This window comes from Lapidilactobacillus dextrinicus DSM 20335 (genome assembly GCF_001436095.1).
Taxonomy (GTDB): Bacteria; Bacillota; Bacilli; order Lactobacillales; family Lactobacillaceae; genus Lapidilactobacillus; species Lapidilactobacillus dextrinicus.
Map to the genome: position 1 here is coordinate 1 of NZ_AYYK01000012.1, position 1,683 is coordinate 1,683.

1 rRNA gene is annotated in these 1,683 nt (G+C 50.4%); it reads left to right on the forward strand.

Going from position 1 to position 1,683, the window contains the following annotated elements:
• Window positions 1-21: 21 nt before the first annotated feature.
• Window positions 22-1,595, forward strand: a 16S ribosomal RNA gene (locus FC84_RS06355).
• Window positions 1,596-1,683 lie beyond the last annotated feature (88 nt).

Genomic DNA, 1,683 nt, shown 5'->3' on the forward strand with positions numbered 1-1,683 from the left:
TAATTTATGAGTCACAAACTTTTATATGAGAGTTTGATCCTGGCTCAGGACGAACGCTGGCGGCGTGCCTAATACATGCAAGTCGAACGAGTTTGCTTTTAATGAAGGCGGTGCTTGCACCAACTGATTTAAAAATAAACGAGTGGCGGACGGGTGAGTAACACGTGGGTAACCTACCCTAAAGTGGGGGATAACATTTGGAAACAGATGCTAATACCGCATAATATTAAAAACCACATGGTTTTTAATTGAAAGACGGCGTAAGCTGTCACTTTTGGATGGACCCGCGGCGTATTAGCTAGTTGGTGAGGTAACGGCTCACCAAGGCGATGATACGTAGCCGACCTGAGAGGGTGATCGGCCACATTGGGACTGAGACACGGCCCAAACTCCTACGGGAGGCAGCAGTAGGGAATCTTCCACAATGGACGAAAGTCTGATGGAGCAACGCCGCGTGAGTGAAGAAGGTTTTCGGATCGTAAAACTCTGTTATTGGAGAAGAACGTATTTGGTAGTAACTGGCCAGATAGTGACGGTATCCAATCAGAAAGCCACGGCTAACTACGTGCCAGCAGCCGCGGTAATACGTAGGTGGCAAGCGTTGTCCGGATTTATTGGGCGTAAAGCGAGTGCAGGCGGTTTTTTAAGTCTGATGTGAAAGCCTTCGGCTTAACCGAAGAAATGCATTGGAAACTGGGAAACTTGAGTGCAGAAGAGGAGAGTGGAACTCCATGTGTAGCGGTGAAATGCGTAGATATATGGAAGAACACCAGTGGCGAAGGCGGCTCTCTGGTCTGTAACTGACGCTGAGGCTCGAAAGCGTGGGTAGCAAACAGGATTAGATACCCTGGTAGTCCACGCCGTAAACGATGAGTGCTAAGTGTTGGAGGGTTTCCGCCCTTCAGTGCTGCAGCTAACGCATTAAGCACTCCGCCTGGGGAGTACGACCGCAAGGTTGAAACTCAAAGGAATTGACGGGGGCCCGCACAAGCGGTGGAGCATGTGGTTTAATTCGAAGCAACGCGAAGAACCTTACCAGGTCTTGACATCTAGCGCCAATCCTAGAGATAGGACGTTCCCTTCGGGGACGCTAAGACAGGTGGTGCATGGTTGTCGTCAGCTCGTGTCGTGAGATGTTGGGTTAAGTCCCGCAACGAGCGCAACCCTTATTATCAGTTGCCAGCATTTAGTTGGGCACTCTGGTGAGACTGCCGGTGACAAACCGGAGGAAGGTGGGGATGACGTCAAATCATCATGCCCCTTATGACCTGGGCTACACACGTGCTACAATGGCTAGTACAACGAGTTGCGAGACCGCGAGGTCAAGCTAATCTCTAAAAGCTAGTCTCAGTTCGGATTGTAGGCTGCAACTCGCCTACATGAAGTTGGAATCGCTAGTAATCGCGGATCAGCACGCCGCGGTGAATACGTTCCCGGGCCTTGTACACACCGCCCGTCACACCATGAGAGTTTGTAACACCCGAAGCCGGTGGAGTAACCCGTAAGGGAGCTAGCCGTCTAAGGTGGGACAGATGATTAGGGTGAAGTCGTAACAAGGTAGCCGTAGGAGAACCTGCGGCTGGATCACCTCCTTTCTAAGGAAAAGGTTAATTGGGGTTAAAGCCAATTAGCTAACGGAACCTGCCATGAAACTTTGTTCAGTTTTGAGAGGTCTACTCTCAA